General features: G+C 71.5%; 11 protein-coding genes. 5 read left to right on the top strand and 6 right to left on the bottom strand.

The window, feature by feature from the left end:
• Position 1 precedes the first annotated feature (1 nt).
• Both AB0G04_RS30560 and AB0G04_RS30565 read right to left on the bottom strand, forming a co-directional pair.
• Positions 2-1,000, bottom strand: coding sequence for an aldo/keto reductase family protein (locus AB0G04_RS30560; RefSeq protein ID WP_360989567.1), 999 nt, complete (start codon positions 998-1,000; stop codon positions 2-4).
• 20 nt (positions 1,001-1,020) lie between these two features.
• On the bottom strand, positions 1,021-3,285 hold the full coding sequence (locus AB0G04_RS30565; RefSeq protein ID WP_360989570.1) for a WG repeat-containing protein: 2,265 nt from the start codon (positions 3,283-3,285) through the stop codon (positions 1,021-1,023).
• A gap of 5,132 nt (positions 3,286-8,417) precedes the next feature.
• On the opposite strand from AB0G04_RS30565, the gene AB0G04_RS30570 reads away from it, so the two are divergent.
• The 3 genes from AB0G04_RS30570 to AB0G04_RS30580 are packed head-to-tail and all read left to right on the top strand — an operon-like array spanning position 8,418 to position 10,868.
• Positions 8,418-9,128, top strand: coding sequence for an ABC-2 family transporter protein (locus AB0G04_RS30570; RefSeq protein ID WP_360989573.1), 711 nt, complete (start codon positions 8,418-8,420; stop codon positions 9,126-9,128).
• A complete protein-coding gene (locus tag AB0G04_RS30575; RefSeq protein WP_360989576.1) occupies positions 9,121-9,921 on the top strand; it encodes an ABC-2 family transporter protein in 801 nt (266 codons plus the stop codon). The genes AB0G04_RS30570 and AB0G04_RS30575 overlap by 8 nt, the downstream gene beginning before the upstream one ends.
• Complete coding sequence (locus AB0G04_RS30580) at positions 9,918-10,868, top strand: ATP-binding cassette domain-containing protein (RefSeq protein WP_360989579.1); 951 nt, start codon at positions 9,918-9,920, stop codon at positions 10,866-10,868. Before AB0G04_RS30575 ends, AB0G04_RS30580 begins: the two co-directional genes overlap by 4 nt.
• Before the next feature lie 58 nt (positions 10,869-10,926).
• On the opposite strand, the gene AB0G04_RS30585 is transcribed toward AB0G04_RS30580, so the two are convergent.
• Complete coding sequence (locus tag AB0G04_RS30585) at positions 10,927-11,484, bottom strand: XRE family transcriptional regulator (RefSeq protein WP_360989582.1); 558 nt, start codon at positions 11,482-11,484, stop codon at positions 10,927-10,929.
• Positions 11,485-11,550: 66 nt separating this feature from the next.
• Between AB0G04_RS30585 and AB0G04_RS30590 the strand changes: the two genes are divergently transcribed.
• Together AB0G04_RS30590 and AB0G04_RS30595 are read left to right on the top strand one after the other, a co-directional pair.
• Positions 11,551-12,387, top strand: a complete 837-nt coding sequence (locus tag AB0G04_RS30590; protein ID WP_360989584.1) for an AzlC family ABC transporter permease — start codon at positions 11,551-11,553, stop codon at positions 12,385-12,387.
• A complete protein-coding gene (locus AB0G04_RS30595) occupies positions 12,384-12,689 on the top strand; it encodes an AzlD domain-containing protein (RefSeq protein ID WP_360989836.1) in 306 nt (101 codons plus the stop codon). Before AB0G04_RS30590 ends, AB0G04_RS30595 begins: the two co-directional genes overlap by 4 nt.
• A gap of 191 nt (positions 12,690-12,880) precedes the next feature.
• On the opposite strand, the gene AB0G04_RS30600 is transcribed toward AB0G04_RS30595, so the two are convergent.
• The 3 genes from AB0G04_RS30600 to nadA form a co-directional block, all read right to left on the bottom strand.
• The gene (locus AB0G04_RS30600) at positions 12,881-13,504 is read right to left on the bottom strand and encodes a DUF3043 domain-containing protein (RefSeq protein ID WP_360989587.1); all 624 of its coding nucleotides are present in this window, start codon (positions 13,502-13,504) and stop codon (positions 12,881-12,883) included.
• Between the two features lie 105 nt (positions 13,505-13,609).
• On the bottom strand, positions 13,610-14,965 hold the full coding sequence (murA, locus tag AB0G04_RS30605; protein WP_360989590.1) for a UDP-N-acetylglucosamine 1-carboxyvinyltransferase: 1,356 nt from the start codon (positions 14,963-14,965) through the stop codon (positions 13,610-13,612).
• Positions 14,966-15,171: 206 nt separating this feature from the next.
• A complete protein-coding gene (gene nadA, locus AB0G04_RS30610) occupies positions 15,172-16,350 on the bottom strand; it encodes a quinolinate synthase NadA (RefSeq protein WP_360989592.1) in 1,179 nt (392 codons plus the stop codon).
• Positions 16,351-16,391 lie beyond the last annotated feature (41 nt).

Here is a 16,391-nt window from a genome sequence, read left to right on the forward strand (position 1 = left end):
GTCACGGACGCTCGGCCGGGCTGGAGGTGAGCGACGGATCGCGGGTCACGACCGGCTCCACGATCTCGTCGATCGCCTTCAGCAGGCCGTCGTCCAGTTTCACCCCGGACGCCTTCACGTTGTCCCGCACCTGTTCGGGCCGGGACGCGCCGATGATCGCCGCGGAGACGTTCGGGTTCTGCAGAACCCACGCGACGGCCAGCTGAGCCAGGGTCAGTCCGGCCTCGTCGGCCAGCGGCTGGAGCCGGGCGACCGCGTTCAGCACGTCGTCCTCCAGCCAGCGGGCGATGAACCCGGCACCGGACTTCTCGTCGGTGGCCCGCGACCCGGCCGGCGGCTGCTGCCCGGCCTTGTACTTACCGGTCAGCACGCCCTGCGCCAGCGGCGACCAGACGATCTGACCGAGGCCCAGCTCCTGCGAGGCAGGCACCACCTCGGCCTCGATCACCCGCCACAGCATCGAATATTGCGGCTGGTTGGAGACGAACCGGACACGCAGCTCGTCGGCGAGCGGCTTCGCGGCCCGGATCTGCTCGGCGGTCCACTCGGACACCCCGATGTAGTGCGCCTTGCCCTGGCGTACGACGTCGGCGAATGCCTCCATCGTCTCCTCGAGCGGCGTGTGGTGGTCGTACCGATGGGCCTGGTAGAGGTCGACGTAGTCGGTGCCGAGCCGCCGCAGCGACCCGTCGATCGACTCCATGATGTGTTTGCGGGACAGGCCGCTGTCGTTGGGGCCGGGCCCGGTCCGCCAGTAGACCTTCGTGAAGATCTCCAGGCCCTGCCGGCGCTCGCCCTTCAACGCCCGGCCCAGCACCTCCTCGGCGCGGGTGCCGGCGTAGACGTCGGCGGTGTCGAACGTGGTGATGCCGGAGTCGAGGGCCGCGCGCACACAGGCGACCGCGGCCTCCTCCTCCACCTGCGAACCATGGGTGATCCAGTTGCCGTAGGCGATCTCGCTGACCAGCAGGCCGGAACGGCCGAGATGACGAAACTCCATCCCCCGACCCTAACCGGGTCTCACAGGACCGGCCGGGTCTCCTCGGGCAGCGCTTCGACAACCGAGTCCCGGTCCCGGTGGCCCATGTCGACGAGCGGCGCGCCGGTCCGGCTCAGGGCACCCCACACGCCTGCCGCGTTCTGCACCAGGAACGCCGACGGGTGGATCACCACGGCCGCGTGCGCCGGCTCGATCACCATCCGCCCGGCCCGGTCCACCACCCCGAACCGCTCACCCGCGTCCACGACCGCCAGCCCGTCGCCGGAGAACCCGTCCACCGGCCCGCCGACGTGCAGCACCGTCGCGAACTGCCGGAACCGCGGCGCCACCACGATGCGCCCCTGCCGGTCGACGGCACCCCAGACCTCACCCTGCCGGACCAGGGCCAGCCCGCGCCGGAACGGCCGTACCTCCTCGAACCCGCCGGCCCCGCCGACGAGCCGGTTCTCCCGGTCGATCGCGAACCAGCCGCCCTCGTCACGGGCCACCCAGGCCACCCCTTCGGCGAACCGGCTCACCCCGACATAACCGTGTGCCGCCGGAATCAGCAGCTCACCGTCCTGGTCGATCAGCTCCCAGGCAGCCGAATCGGGCCGGCGAACCCAGGCAGCACCCTCGGCGAACGGCTGCGCCTCCGCGTAGCGCGGTTCGACCGCGGCGGCGTACCCCCACAGTCCCGCACCGTCGTCGAGCAGCGGAACCGGCGCCTCCGGCAGACCCAGAATCTGGTCCCGGGTACGCGGGTAGGGCCCCCAGCCGTCCCCGGTGCGGCGGGTGATCGCGTCGAGCGCCAACTCGATCCGCTCCACCAGCTCCGGATCCTCACCATGGCGTACGTCCAGCGCCCGCTCGAAATGGTTGACCGCCTCCAGATACCGCCCTTGCTCGAACGCCGACCGCCCGGCCAGCTCACGGATCTCCGCCCGCATCCGCGACGGCAGCTCCGGCGAGTCGACCTCGGCGTAGATCCGGTCCGCCGCGTCGAACTCGCCCCGCCACTGCAGGACGTGCGCCAGCCGGGCCTGCGCGATCGCCACCGTCCGCAGCTCCCCGGCGGCCTCCGCGTGCCGCAGCCCTTCCCGCCCGTCGTCCAGCGCGTCGTCCAGTTCACCCAGGATCCGATGAACCACCGCACGCAGGCTGAGCAGCCCCGCCCGGACGTTGTCCCGCTCGGCGAACTCCAGCCGGTCGGTCAGCCGGTCCGCCACGTCCCACAGCCGGTCCGGCTCGTCGACCTGCTCCCGCAGCGTCTGCGGGTCATAGGTCCACGGGTACGACGCCAGAATCTGCTCCGGATCGGCCCGCCGCCGGTCCGCCGGCGCCCGCTGATCCCGACGCTGGCGTACCGGCTCGGCCTTCGCCTCCGGCAGACCCTTCCGCGACGCGGACTCCCCGCCGGCCACTGCCGCGCGGCCGGCTTCCCGATCCGCCACAGACCCCGCCGACGGTACGTCCGGAGCACCGCCCTCCCGAGCCGCGCCCTCGTCCCCGCTCCCGGCCTCTCCGAAGCCCGCTGCAGCCGCCGTGCCGTCCGTGGTGTCGCCCTCGGGCGTCGTGTCGTCGCCGCTTGCGGTCGCGTCCCCATCGGCCGCCGTGACGTCGTCTCCGGCCGCCTCGGCTGCCGTGCTGCTGTCCCCGGCCACCACAGGATCGTGCTGGTCATCGCTCCCGGTAGGGCCGGTCCCGGCATGTTCGGGAGCGTCGGCGTACTGGCCGGCCCCGGCGTGCGGAACCGTCTCCGGTTCCGCAGCCGCCCCCGGCGAGTCGTGCACAGCGTCCGCCGGGACGCTTCCGTCCGCCTCGTCGGGGCCATCCGCCCAGGTGCCCACAGCCGCGTCCTCGGTGCCGGATCCGCTGAGCGCAGCGGTCGGCTCATCGCTTCCCGCGTGCACGTCATCGTCCGGACGCACCACGCCGTCAGCACCTTCGCTGGGCGGCAGACTCCCGCCGCTCGCAACGGTCTCGCCGTGGGGCAGACTCTCGCCGCTCGCGACACTCTCGCCGTCCGCAAGTTTCTGGCTGCTGGCGGGAATCTCGCTGTGCGGAACGTCCTCCACATCCGCGACGACCTCGGCGGCCGGAAGTCCCTCGCCGCGCTCTGGTGCAGCGCCGTCCGAGGAAAGATCATCCGTCGAGTAAAGGAGGTTCTCCGCCGCGGGCCCCTGGTCGACGGCCGGCGTGGCCTCGTCGAGCGAACCCGGGGCATCCTCGGCCGCGCTCTCGACCACACCGTTCTCCGGTTCGACCGACAGCGCCCGCGAGATGAGAACCGTGTCATCACTCATGGCCGCCGACGAGCCGGAGACAGCCCCGGGCCCGCCCGATGCCGCACCAGTGCCGGACGAGAGATCCGAGCCGATGCCGGGCTCCGTCTCTCCCTCGTCGTGACGGTAACCGGCCCCCGCCGAATCCTCCCGCCAGTCAACATCCGAGCCGACTGGCACGTCCTGGTGTTCCACGTTCGAGCCGACCGGCACGTCCTGATCGCGCACCACCGTGAACGGCGAAGCCCCGCCTCCGTCCACAGCGACGTGCCCGGCGGCCGTGTACGGGCCGGTCACAGCCGATCCGTCCGGCTCACCGACGGCAGACTCACGGCCACCCGGTGTGCTGTCGGACTCATCGCCCACAAACAGAACCTCGACGGGCTCACCAGCTCCTGACTGAACGGCCTCCGCAAGGCTGGCCGGCACGCCGCTACCGGAGCCGCCCTCGACGAGGCCGTCCTCATCCTGGCCGCTGTCCCCAGCCGCCGACGGAACGAAGTCGTCCCCAGCCGTCCCGGTCGAGCCCGGGATGCCGCTGTCCGAAGCGTTCCGGGCAGGCAGAGCAGGCCAAGCGACCGGAGCATCGGCCGCGGTGGACCCGTCCCGGGTGTCCCCGGGCGTTGAGATCCGGGCGGACCCGCTTCCGGTCGAGGCCGGCGCGTCCTCGGTCGATGTGTGCCCGTTGGCCGCAGAAAGCCTTTCCTGCATGCTGACAGCCGCAACCGGCCAGGCGGAGTTGCCTGCAGCCATTGCGGGCCAGGCAGGCGGCCCTCCGGCCGTACCCGAACCTCCGCCTGTATCCGAACCTCTGCCTGTATCCGTGCTTCCGGCCGCATCCGGGCTTCCGGCCGCATCCGGGCTTCCGGCCGCATCCGGGCTTCCGGCCGCATCCGGGCTTCCGGCCGCATCCGGGCTTCCGGCCGTACTCGGCGCTCCAGTCGTACTCGGCCCAGCGGTCGCGCTTCCGGCGGCAGAGGACAGGTCCGTCACGTCCCCCACGACGGCAGGCGGCCAGTCTGCAGCCTCACTCGCCATCGAAGGCGTGTCCTCCGCCGCGACGGCTCCAGTAGAGGCTTCCCCGCTCCCGGCCAGCACAGGAACAGCGGTTGCGGAAACGTCTTCGGCCGACATGGATTCGTCCGGAACCGAAACCCCCGCAGCGAATACGGACTCTCCCGCTGCCGGAACGTCCTGACCCGGCGCGAACTCCGTGTCGGCAACGTCTTGGGCCGGCGTGAACTCCGCCGGGTCGGCAACGTCTTGGGTCGGCGTGAACTCCGCCGAATCCGCAACTTCTTGGGCCGGCACGAACTCCGCCGCGGCCGGAGCGTTGTGGGGTGATGCGTCCTCACTTGCCGCCTCAGTGTCCTGAGCCGACTCGGCCATGGCCGGCACGTCCTGCGGCGATGCCCCCTCACTCGTTGCCGGAGCTTCCTGGGCCGGCGCGAACCCGACCGCGATGGAAACGTCCTGGAGTGGTGTCAGCTCGCCTGCCGCCGGAGTGTCCTGGCCCGGCGCGAACCCGGCTGTGACCGGAACGTCCTGGAGCGGTGTCAGCTCGCCCGCCGCCGGGGTGTCGTGGGGCGACGTGAACCCGGCCGGGGCCGGCACCTCCCGGGGTGAGGCGGACTCAACCGGCTCGGGCTCTTCCTCGGCCGGCCTGGCTCCGGTGGGCGCCGAAACGACCTCGGTGAGCGTGGCATCCTCGTCGCCGGTCCCGGCGCGCGTGTCATCGCCCGTCGAAGTGTCGGCAGTCTCGTCCTCGACGGGAGCGAACCAGCCCAGCGGCCGTTCCTCGGGAGCGACGATCTCGACCGGTTCGACCGGTTCGGCTTCGGGGACCGGGGTGGTGGCTCCGAGACCACTCATGGACAGGAGCCAGCCGAGACCGCGGGTCTCCGGTTCGTCCGTGACCGGCTCCGCGGCCGGCCCACCGGTCACCGGGGCGATCGCCGACTCGGCGGCGAACGCCCCAGAAGGCTCCGCAGCGAACGGCAAGCCGGGTTCCGCAGCGAACGGTACGGAAGGCTCCGACGCGAGTGGCGCGGCGGGCTGCGCGAGTGGCGCGGCGGGCTGCACGGGTGGCGCGGCGGGTTGCGCGGGTGGCGCGGCGGGTTGCGCGGCGGACTGCGCCAAGGGCACAGCGGGCTGCGCCGAACGCCCAGTGGACTCCGTGGAAGGCACGGCAGGCTGCGCGGAATGCACGGCAGGCTGCGTGAACGGCACGCCAGGTTCCGCGGCGAACGGCTGAACGCCACCGGTCCCGGCAGGCGTCCCCGGCGTTGCGGGTGCCCATCCGCCGGTTCGAGCGCGATCGTTCTCGGCCGGAGCCGGGTCGGCAGCCGCGGCTTGGCTCCCGGGCTGGAGGTTCGGGTCCTGCCGCGGTTCGACGGCGGGGGAACGCTCGTCGGTACTGGACGCACCGGGCGTACCGGAAGCCGCCACCGCGTACCCGCGCCGGTCGATCGCCCGGGTGCGTTCGTCGGTGTGCCCGGCCGTCTCTGCACCGGATCGCCGCAGCCCGAACGGCCGCGTCGGGTCGTCCAGGTTCTGCGTCACCTCGTGACGCGCGCCCGCCTGCGGGCCCTGCCCGAACCGTCGCGGGTCGAGCGGCCGGGTCGGGTCCTGTTCGTCCTCACGTCCGCGCCCGTCGCTCCCGCCGGGCGCGAAGCCGCTCCCGAATCCGCTGCCGCCGACAGGCTCCTGCCCTCGGGGGTAGGAAACACCGGGCAGGCCCGCTGCGGGTTCTGACACGGACGCGGCGCCAGAGATTCCACGGGGGCTGGGATCGCTGGGCATGCCTGCTGCGGGCCCTGACACGGGCGCGGCGCCAGAGGCTCCATGGGGATAGGGGACGCCGGGCATGCCCGCTGTGGGCCCCGATACGGAAGCGCCTCGGGAGTCGTATCCCGTTGGGCCGCTGGTCGGTGCGGGCGCGGAGACCGGCGCGACCGATGCGTGTCCGGCCGCGCCCGGGAACGCCGCCCGCGGGTCCATCGCGGCCGGCCCGGAGACCGGTGCAACGCCAGGGCCGACGATCCCGGTCGCCGGAGCAGGTATGGCGGGAGCGCGCAGTGTCTGGGTCTCGTCCAGGGAGGCCTCCCCGGACGCGAACCGTCCAGCGGGCCCGGCCTGGCCGGACGAGAACCGTCCACCGAGCCTGGCCTGCTCGGAACCAGGGACCGGTTCACCCGCCATGCCACGACCGGCTGCGGCTTGGCCGTGTCCGGCTCCGGTTTGGCTGTGACCCCCAGCGGGCCCGGAAACCGGGACACCGCGGCCGGGAGCGTTCTGATCGGGATGCCCAGCGGGCCCGGAGGCCGCGATGCCGTACCCGGCCTGTCCCGGAACACCCGCGTGGCCCGGAAGCCCGGCCTGGCCCGGAAGCCCGGCCTGGCCCGGGGCACCGGTCGGCCCGGAAACCGGAGCGGCCGCACCCCGATTCTGTGCGGGCACCGGCCTGCCGGAACCTTGACCGGGCGCGCCAGGATAGAGCGCCGCCGGATTGACCGGCTGCGACGGAGTGACGCGGGTCGGCTGCGGAGCCGGGCGCGAGGGGGCCGGGGAGTTACGGTCCTGCGGCGCGGGGCGCAGGTCGAACGGCGAGTCCGGGGTACGTCCGTCACGGGGGGTACGGCGGTCGTCGGCGTACGCCGGGAAGGCCTCGGCAGGCACCGGACGCGCGGCACCGTAGGCGGACCCGGCCGGTGACGTCGGCCCGGTGACCGGTCGAGCCGTCCCGCTCTGGCGCGGAATCTGCTGTTCCGGTGCCTGACGGCGGCCCTGGTAGACCGGGTCCTGACCGGGTGGGAACCCGGCTGGGGCGGCCGGTGTGATCGGTGTGCCGAAGCGATCGGCGGCCCCTTGCTCGTGACGGCCGGCGTGCCCCTCGTGCCGGCCGGGCACGCCCTCATGCCGTCCGGGACCGTTCTGAACCGGCTGACCGGACGTGCGCGGCCCACCGTGCGGCGCCTGAACCGGCCCGCCGTGCGGCGTCTGCCCCGGCCCACCGTGCGGCGTCTGCCCCGGCCCACCGGGAGATGTCTGCCCCGGCCCACCGGAAGTTCCGGGTCGTGCCGAACCGGTGGGCATCGGACCGCCCTGAGCCGGAAAAGCACCGGGACGGCTCTGCGGACCCGGGCCGCCGAACTGGCCGGCGGATGGCGCGGCGCCGCGCGGCCCCGTCCCGCTGTGCGGAGCCCGGCCGTCGGACCCACGATCCGCCGGACCGGGGGAAACGGGCCGGTTGCCGGGCTCGCCGCCCTGCTGCGGTCCACGTCCCCATCCGGAAGCGTCGGACGGCGCTGGCTGCTGCGGGATGCGGCCGGCCGGTGGCCGTCCACCCTGTCCGGGCGAGACGGGTGCGGGGGACATGGGCCGGCCCGGGTTGACCGGCGCCGGCGATCCGGGCCCGAACTGTCCGGACTGTCCGCCCTGGTCCCCGGCCGCCCGGCCGTAGACGGGTGCGGCACCGCGCCGTTGTTCGGGTGTCTGGTTCTGCATGTGGACGGACCGGTTCCACGAGGGCTCGTCTCGCGGGGGCTGCGGCGTGTTGCCGGCGGTGCGCTGCTCAGTCTGGTTCTGATCAGCGGGAGTGACTACGGCACGGCCACGGCCCGCGCCGCTGACGGGTGCCGAACTGGCCGGGGCGGAGCCGCCACGCGACGCCTCGTAGACGGGGGTGTGCACGGCTTTGCGCCGGCCGGGGTCGCCGGGATAGCGCTGCCCGGGCAGCGCCTCCCACTCCCACGTGATCTCGTAGACCCAGGCGGGCTCGTCGTCCCAGTTGTCGCCCGGCCGCGAGCTCCAGCCGTTCATCGGGCGACCCGCGGGTGGCCCGTCGAATGGCAACGCTCCGTCACGGCGAACTCCACCTGTCATGAAATATGAGACCGGTCCTTCAGGGACGAGTCCGGTCAGAAAATGAGCCGCGCCCGAACCGGGGACCCGCGTAGAGTCTCCCGGCTCCGTTGCGGGGGTTTGGAAAGGAGATTAACGGCGTGGACCAGCGAGACGCCAGCGTGCCGACGATCTCTCGAATAGGTCCGTTCCGCGCCTCCATTGGTACTTTCGGTGCGCTGATCGGCTCGGGTTTCCGTCGGTACGCCACTTACCGGCAAGCCACCATAGCCGGAACGTTCACGAACATCGTGTTCGGCTTCCTCCGGTGCTATGTGCTGCTGGCGGTGGCCGAGCAGGCCGCCGGGCAGCGTCCCGCGGGGTACGACGCCGGACAGCTGGCCCTGTATGTCTGGGTGGGTCAAGGTCTACTCAGCGTCATCGGTATCTGGGGCTGGACGGAACTGGCCGATCGGATCCGTACCGGTGACATAGCGGCCGACCTGTTACGTCCGATCGCCCCGGTGACCGCCTATCTGGCTGCCGACCTGGGCCGGGCCCTGCACGGCATGATGACGCGGTTCGGCCCGCCGCTGCTTGCCGGGGCCCTGTTCTTCCCGCTGCACACCCCGCAGCGCTGGCAGACCGTGCCACTTTTCGCGCTGTCCGTACTCCTCGCCGTGATCATCTGTTTCGGTTGCCGTTATGTCGTGAACTCGACCGCCTACTGGTTGCAGGACGCCCGTGGCCCGATCACGCTCTGGACTCTCGGCTCCGGGGTGCTGGGCGGCCTCTACTTCCCGTTGCGGCTGCTCCCGCAGGAGTTTCTCGTGGTGCTCTGGCTGGCCACACCGTTGCCGAGCCTGTTGCAGGCGCCGCTGGACGTGATCGCCGAGCGGGACGGTCCGGCGATGCAGGCCGGTCTGGTGCTGGTGCAGGCGGTGTGGGCGGTGGCGATCCTGGCGCTGGCCGGGCTGCTGCAGCGACGGGCCGAGGCGCGCCTGGTGGTGCAGGGTGGGTGAGCTGCGGGCCTATGCGGCCCTGGGTGCGGCGCAGATCCGGTCGGCGACCGTCTACCGCGCCTCGTTCCTGGTCGAGGTGTTCGGCAACATGGGCGCCACGGTGTTCGACGTGCTGACGGTGCTGGTGCTGTTCCGGGCGACCCCGGCGATCGGCGGGTTCTCGCTGCGTGAGGCGGTGCTGATCGTCGGGCTGAGTTCGGCCGGTTTCGCCCTGGCGGACTTCGCGGTCGGCAACGTGGACCGGCTGAAGAACTACGTGCGGGCCGGGACACTCGACGCGGTGCTGGTCCGGCCGCTGCCGGCGTTGCCGCAGCTCCTGCTGATGGACCTGCCGATCCGTAAGACGCTGCGGGTCGTGTTCGCCATCGTGGTGCTGGGCGTCGCGGTCGCGGCGAACGACATCCACTGGACCCCGCTACGACTGTTTCTGATCGTGCTGACCCCGCTCGCTGGGGCGGTCTTCTTCGGGGCGATCTTCGTGCTCAGTGCCAGCCTGGCGTTCTGGTGGGTCGATTCGGGGGAGATCGGGGCGGCGTTCACGTACGGCGGGCGCGACTTCACCTCGTACCCGATCTCGGTCTACGGCAGTGGGTTCCGCAATCTTTTCGCGTACGCGCTGGGTTTCGGTTTCATCGCCTACCAGCCGGCGCTCGCGTTGCTGGGCCGCGCTGATCCGCTCGGTCTGCCGGTCTGGGCCGGCTTCCTGTCCCCGCTGGTCGCGCTGGGCGCGGCAGCGATCGCCGCCGGTGTCTGGCGCGCCGGCATCCGCCACTACCGGAGCACCGGGTCATGATCAAAATGCAGGACCTCAAGAAAGATTTCACCGTACGGGTCAAAGCGGGCCGATTCCGGCGGCTGAAACGCACGGTAGCGGCCGTGGACGGGGTGAGCCTGACCATCGAGCGCGGTGAGATGGTCGGCTACATCGGCCCGAACGGCGCCGGCAAGTCGACGACCCTGAAGATGCTGACCGGGGTGCTCACGCCCTCGTCCGGCGAGGTGTCGGTGTGCGGCCTGATCCCGGTTCCGCAGCGCACCCGGCTGGCGCTGCGGATCGGCGTGGTCTTCGGGCAGCGTTCGCAGCTGTGGTGGGACCTGCCGCTGCGCGAGTCGTTCGAGCTGCTCCGGCACGTCTACCGGGTACCGGCCGCCGACCACGCGTCCCGCCTGCGGCGCTGCCGGGATCTGCTCGACCTGGACGAGTTCCTGGACACCCCGGTCCGGCAGTTGTCGCTCGGGCAGCGGATGCGCGGCGAGCTGACCGCGGCCCTGCTGCACGGCCCCGAGGTGCTTTTCCTGGACGAGCCGACGATCGGCCTGGACGTGGTGAGCAAGCAGGCGGTCCGGTCGTTCCTGGCCGAGCTGGGCCGCACCGGCGACGTCACCCTGGTGCTGACCACGCACGACCTCGCCGACATCGAGCGGCTCTGCGAGCGTCTCGTGGTGATCGACCACGGCCGGGTGGTGCACGACGGCAGCATCGAGGCCCTGCACGCCCGGTACGGCTCCCGCCGCAGCCTGGTCGCGGATCTGGACCGGCCACTGCCCGACGGGTTCGCCCTGGACGGCACGACGCTCACCGCGGTGACCGCTAATGGTCACCGGGTGACGTTCACGCTGGACTCGGTGACCGCCGGAGTGGCGGTGGCCGGACTGGTGGCCGCCGTCCCGGTCCGCGACCTGTCCGTGGTCGAGCCGGACATCGAGGACGTGGTGGCCCGCCTGTACGCCGAACGCTGACCCGACCCAACCCGAGTCCGCCGGCCTGTTGGTGGTGCTCGGAGGGTGCGCCGGGCTTTCAGCGGTGTTCCATCACCAGGATCACCCACGAGCCCGGCTCCAGAGCCTCGTAGCTGTGCGGCACGTCACCGGGGAACGTGACGTAGTCGCCCGGCCCGACCTCGACCAGCTCGTCGACGGGCCCGGTACGGACCCGCCCGGCGGCCACCACCAGGTGTTCGATGCTGCCCGGAATGTGCGGGTCGGCGTCCCGTCGCGCCCCCGGTTCGAGCTCGAGCACATAGACATCCCGCCGCGTGCCGGGAATCCCCGCGGTCAGCAGCGTCCCGTAGAAGTCGGCGCCCTCGGCCCGGACCCGGGGACTGCTGCCGGCTCGCACGACACGTACCGGTGAGGACGGTGGCTCGACCAGCCGGCTGAACGGGACACCGAGCGCCACACCGAGCGCCCACAGCGTCTCGATGCTCGGGTTGCCGCTGCCGGACTCCAGCTGGGAGAGGGTCGACTTGGCCAGTCCGGCCCGCCGGGCCAGCTCGGTCAGCGAGATCCCGGCCCGGTCCCGCTCCCGGCGCAGTGCGGCGGCGATGACGGCCAGCGGCGGTGCCGGCTGCTGCATGTTCGCTCCATCGGTCTACCGCGTTCGGTTTGACGAACGCTCGCGTTTCGTTCAGCATGTCGAACTGTGGGGACGATATATCGAACACGCGCCCGGCTGCGAGACATCGGTGCCCTGGCCGCCGCCACACTCGCGGTCGGCGCGTCCTTCGGGGCCATCACCATCGCGTACGGGCTACCCGCCTGGGTCCCGGTCGTCATGTCGGTGCTGATCTTCGCCGGTGGAGCCCAGTTCCTGGCCGTGGGCCTCCTGGCAGCCGGCAACCCGATCGCGGCCGTACTGGCCGGCCTCCTGCTCAACGCCCGCCACCTGCCGTTCGGACTGGCCGTGGCCGACACCATCGGCCCCCGCTGGCGCGACCGCCTGGTCGGCAGTCACCTCATGACCGACGAGACCGTGGCCTTCGCCCTGGCCGAGTCCGACCCCGCCGCCCGGCGCCGGACCTACTGGACCGTCGGCGCCACCCTCTTCGTCACCTGGAACACCGGCGTGGTCCTGGGCGTCCTGCTGGGCGGAGCCACCGGCGACCCGGACGCCCTCGGCCTGGACGCCGCCTTCCCGGCCGGCCTGATCGCCCTGATCCTGCCGTCCCTGCGCGACCGCGAAACCCGTCTGGCAGCCGTGACCGGCGCGGCGGTGGCCGTCCTCCTGACACCGGTCCTGCCGGCCGGCCTCCCGGTGATGTGCGCCCTTCTGGGCCTGGCCGTCCTGTTCCGCCCCGGCCGCCCCCGCCCACCGGCCGAAGCCGAGCCCCTTGCTCGTCCGGGCCCGTCCGCCGGGGCGGAACCTTCGGCCCGTTCACCCCGGCCGGCCGAGACCGGGTCTTCTGCCGCCGTGCTTGCCGCGGATCCCGACGATGCGACCGCATCTGCCGACGCCGCCACGGAGGATAAATGCCGATGATCGTCGCGATCCTGGTCCTCGCCGCCGGAACCTATGCGTTCCGCCTCAGCGGCGTCCTGCTCCGCGACCGCCTGGAGCTGTCGGCCTCACTGCAGCGCCTGCTGCCCATCTCGGCGGCAGCGCTGTTGGCCGCGCTTGCCGCCACAGCCGCGCTGATGGCCGGAAGCGAGTTCGCCGGCTTCGCCCGCCCCGCGGGTGTCCTGGCCGGCGCTCTGCTGGCCTGGCGAAAGGCCCCGTTCGTCGTGGTGGTGATCGCCGCAGCCGCGGTGACCGCCCTGCTACGCCTGGCCGGCCTCGAATAACCACCCCGCCCGCCTATGGTGACCTGCGCTTCCCGGCAAGCCGCAGATGCCCACGGGTTCCGCGAGCCCTCCCGTGTGCGGTGACCTGTGGCTGGCTCGGGACCACAGATGTCCACACCGAGGCCTTCCGCGAGCAGCGTGGTGACGTGCGCCCGTATTCGCGCCACACATCACCACGCGGAGCTCTGCGGTCAGACGGTGGTGCCGAGGTCGACCTTCGGCTTGGGGACGCGCATCCGGCGGAACGTCAGGCCGCGCATGATGCCGTAGAAGTACAGTCCGCCCATCTTCTGCGTGGTCTCCGGGAACCGGGCCTTGACCAGCTTCTTGATGCGCCGGCTGATGAAGATGCTGTCGATCAGGACGGCGAGCGCCAGACCGGCCCACAGCAGGTTGCTGGCGAGCTGCACGGCCGGGATCGCAATCGACGAGCCGACCAGAACGATCACCGCACCGGCGATGAAGTACGAGCCGGCGGTGCGGCGGGAGTCGACGATGTCCCGGACAAGTGACCGCTCCGGCCCCCGGTCGCGGGCGAGAAGGTATCGCTCGTCACCGTTGCGCATGCCCTCGGACGCCTCGAGCCGCTCGGCCCGCTGCCGCTCACGCAGCTGCTTGTAGGCCTCCTTGCGGCTGGCCGGCGCCGGGTCCTGGACACGGCGGCCCTGGACGGTCCGTTTCGGGGTGACCACGCCCAGCTCTTTCTTGCTGGGGGTGTAGCCCTTGCGGTGGGCGGTGACGGACTCCTCCTCGGTCACCGAGGCGGTCGCGTCGGCGACGAGGTCACTGGACTTGCGGCGAAACAGCGGGGACACCCCAGAAGCGTAGCCAAACGGCGCGGTGCGTTACACACCGCGCCGTCGATCGTGACGAAATCGCAGATCAGGGCCGCCCGGCCAGGGGCGGCGCAGGGGAACGGGTCAGGGGCGTTCGACGTGGGCGCCGAGCGCGGCCAGCTTGGCCTCGAAGTCCTCGTAGCCGCGCTTGATCAGGTCCACACCGTAGACCCGGGAGGTGCCCTCGGCGGCGAGCGCCGCGATCAGGTGCGCGAACCCGGCCCGCAGATCGGGGATACGCAGGTCGGCGGCGTGCAGCTTGGACGGGCCGGCGATGACCGCGGAGTGCATGAAGTTGCGGCGGCCGAACCGGCACGGGGTGCCACCGAGGCAGTCGCGGTAGACCTGGATGGTGGCGCCCATCGAGTTGAGCGCCTCGGTGTAGCCGAGCCGCTGCTCGTACACCGTCTCGTGCATGATCGAGATGCCGCGGGCCTGGGTGAGCGCGACGACGAGCGGCTGCTGCCAGTCGGTCATGAAGCCGGGGTGCACGTCGGTCTCCAGTGCGACGGCCTTGAGCTCGCCGCCGGGATGCCAGAACTTGATGCCGCCCTCGGCCCCGGACACGCCCTCGCGGGCCACCCGGTCGTCGGTGATCTTCAGCTCGCCGCCGATGGACCGGAAGACGTTCAGGAACGTCATCATGTCGGCCTGGCGGGCGCCGACCACCTCGATCTCGCCACGGGTGGCGAGCGCGGCGGCGGCCCAGCTGGCGGCCTCGATCCGGTCCGGGATCGGCTTGTGCTCGTAGCCGTACAGCCGGGGGACGCCCTGGATCTCGATGACCCGGTCGGTGTGGACCGTGATGATGGCGCCCATCTTCTGCAGGATGCAGATGAGGTCCATGATCTCGGGCTCGATGGCGGCGTTGCGCAGTTCGGTGACGCCCTCGGCGCGGGCCGCCGTGAGCAGGACCTGCTCCGTGGCGCCGACACTCGGGTAGGGCAGTTCGAGCTTGGCGCCGTGCAGACCGTTGGGGGCGCTCAGGTGCATGCCCTCGGGGGTCTTGTCGACGACCGCGCCGAACTCGCGCAGCGCCCTGATGTGGAAGTCGATCGGTCGCGGGCCGATGTGGCAGCCGCCCAGGTCCGGGATGAACGCGTGACCGAGCCGGTGCAGCAGCGGGCCGCAGAGCAGGATCGGAATCCGGCTCGAGCCCGCGTGCACGTTGATCTGGTCGGTGCTGGCGCTCTCCACATTGGTGGGGTCCATGACCAGCTCGCCGTCCTCGGCACCGGCGGAGACCTTCACCCCGTGCAGCTCGAGGAGTCCGCTGACCACCTCGACGTCCCGGATACGCGGGACGTCGTAGAGGCGGCTCGGGGTCTCACCGAGGAGGGCGGCCACCATGGCCTTCGAGACGAGATTCTTGGCGCCACGGACCCGGATCTGCCCCTGCAGCGGCGTGCCACCGTGCACGACCAGGACATCTTCGGTCAACGTAACCTCCAGCCGGCGGGCGCACAGGCGCCCGAGATCGAGTAGGCAGAGCGCGGGCGGGGGTACCCGATCCTGCAACCGGGGAAGCATAGCGCTGAGTGACAACCACGGCAGCTTGGCGAGCATGGAAACGCCGTTTAAATGCTGCTGACTAAGGCGACCTTAAAGAATCCCCCATGCGGGTGGATTCAATTGACTACCGAGCGTCACGGAAGGGCGAGCATCTGGTCCAGGGCGACCCGGGCCTCGCGCGCGGTCTTCTCGTCCACCGTGATGACGTTCGGGACCCGGCCGGCGACCAGTTCCTCTAGCGTCCACACCAGGTGGGGCAGGTCGATCCGGTTCATGGTCGAGCAGTAGCAGACCGTCCGGTCGAGGAACATGACCTGCTTGTCCGGGTGGGCGAGCGCGAGCCGGCGTACCAGATTGAGCTCGGTGCCCACCGCCCACGCCGAACCGGCCGGCGCCGCGTCCAGGGCCTTGATGATGTACTCGGTCGAGCCGACGTAGTCGGCGGCCCGGACCACGTCGTGCCGGCACTCCGGGTGGACCAGCACGTTGACACCGGGGACGCGCTCGCGGACCTCGCGGACGCTGTCGATGGTGAACCGGCCGTGCACCGAGCAGTGGCCGCGCCAGAGGATCATCTTCGCATTGCGCAGCTCCTCGTCGGTCAGGCCGCCGTGGGGCTTGTGCGGGTCGTAGAGAACACAGTCGTCGAGATCGAAACCCATCTCGAGCACGGCGGTGTTGCGGCCCAGGTGCTGGTCGGGCAGGAAGAACACCTTCGAACCCTGTTCGAACGACCAGGTCAGGGCCCGCTTGGCGTTGGACGAGGTGCAGACCACGCCGGAGTTGCGGCCGACGAAGCCCTTGATGTCGGCGGACGAGTTCATGTACGTCACCGGGACGATGTCACCGGCGATGCCGAGGTCCTGGAAGTGCTCCCAGGCAGTCTCGACCTGGCCCAGGACGGCCATGTCGGCCATCGAGCAGCCCGCGGCGAGATCCGGGAGGATGACGCGCTGCGAGGGCTTGGTCAGGATGTCCGCGCTCTCGGCCATGAAGTGCACACCGCAGAAGACGATGAACTCCGCGTCGGGGCGGGCCGCGGCCTGCTGCGCGAGCTTGAACGAGTCACCGGTGACGTCGGCGAACCGGATCACCTCGTCACGCTGGTAGTGATGCCCCAGGACGAACACCCGGTCGCCGAGGGCGGCCTTCGCCGCGGTGGCGCGGGCGACCAGATCGGGGTCGCTGGGTGCGGGCAGATCGCCGGGGCAGTCCACCCCGCGCTCGCTCGCCGGGTCGGTGCCCTTGCCGAGCAGGAGCAGGGCCAGCGGGGTGTTCGAGGGTTCGGTCCAGGTCGACGTCACGTCAGCCATGTTCGCACAGCGGATGGGACGGTAGCTGCGCATAAATGAGT

The organism is Actinoplanes sp. NPDC023801 (genome assembly GCF_040639655.1).
Taxonomy (GTDB): Bacteria; Actinomycetota; Actinomycetes; order Mycobacteriales; family Micromonosporaceae; genus Actinoplanes.

Excerpts from the sequence above, each read along its gene's own strand:
- AB0G04_RS30560 (WP_360989567.1), bottom strand. The coding sequence starts at position 1,000 with ATGGAGTTTCGTCATCTCGGCCGTTCCGGCCTGCTGGTCAGCGAGATC.
- AB0G04_RS30565 (WP_360989570.1), bottom strand. The coding sequence starts at position 3,285 with ATGAGTGATGACACGGTTCTCATCTCGCGGGCGCTGTCGGTCGAACCG.
- nadA (WP_360989592.1), bottom strand. The coding sequence starts at position 16,350 with ATGGCTGACGTGACGTCGACCTGGACCGAACCCTCGAACACCCCGCTG.
- AB0G04_RS30585 (WP_360989582.1), bottom strand. The coding sequence starts at position 11,484 with ATGCAGCAGCCGGCACCGCCGCTGGCCGTCATCGCCGCCGCACTGCGC.
- AB0G04_RS30595 (WP_360989836.1), top strand. The coding sequence starts at position 12,384 with ATGATCGTCGCGATCCTGGTCCTCGCCGCCGGAACCTATGCGTTCCGC.
- AB0G04_RS30580 (WP_360989579.1), top strand. The coding sequence starts at position 9,918 with ATGATCAAAATGCAGGACCTCAAGAAAGATTTCACCGTACGGGTCAAA.